Source organism: Vibrio sp. 1402 (assembly GCF_033340275.1).
In genome coordinates this window covers 1-543 of sequence record NZ_JAWOWE010000611.1, presented here as the reverse complement: position 1 = coordinate 543, position 543 = coordinate 1, and the positions used below count along the sequence as shown (strand labels likewise).

Annotated in this window: 1 pseudogene; it reads left to right on the top strand. The window is 46.2% G+C overall.

The features are described 5' to 3' along the window. Positions 1–543 (top strand): annotated as a pseudogene (locus R7044_RS27525) (glycerol-3-phosphate 1-O-acyltransferase); the annotation flags it as partial.

Here is a 543-nt window from a genome sequence, read left to right as displayed (position 1 = left end):
CTGATGACTTACTATCGCAACAACATCATTCACTTGTTTGCGCTGCCATCGTTGATTGCCCAGATGATTATTCGTCAGCGCAATCTCACCGTGGAGAAAATCCAAGAGAACGTTGCGCAAATCTACCCATTCTTGAAGAAAGAGCTGTTCCTAAGCTACCAAGAAGAAGATTTAAACGACCTTGTGGTGAAAACGTTGAATGAGTTTGCCGAGCAGAAAATGATCTGTCTTGATGGCAACAAATTGGAAATCAACCAATCAAACAACCAACCGCTGGTTCTACTTGGTCGCACGATTACTGAGACGCTGCAGCGTTACTCCATCGCCATGAACCTATTGGTTGCGTACCCTGAGTTGGGTAAATCGGACCTTGAACAGAATAGCCAAGACATCGCGCAACGTTTAGGTCGCCTGCACGGTATCAACGCGCCGGAGTTCTTCGACAAAGGTGTGTTTACCGCGATGTTCAATACGCTCAAACAGCAAGAGTACCTCGATAGCGACGGTAACTGCGATAAGAAGAAAACGCAGAAATTTGCCAAG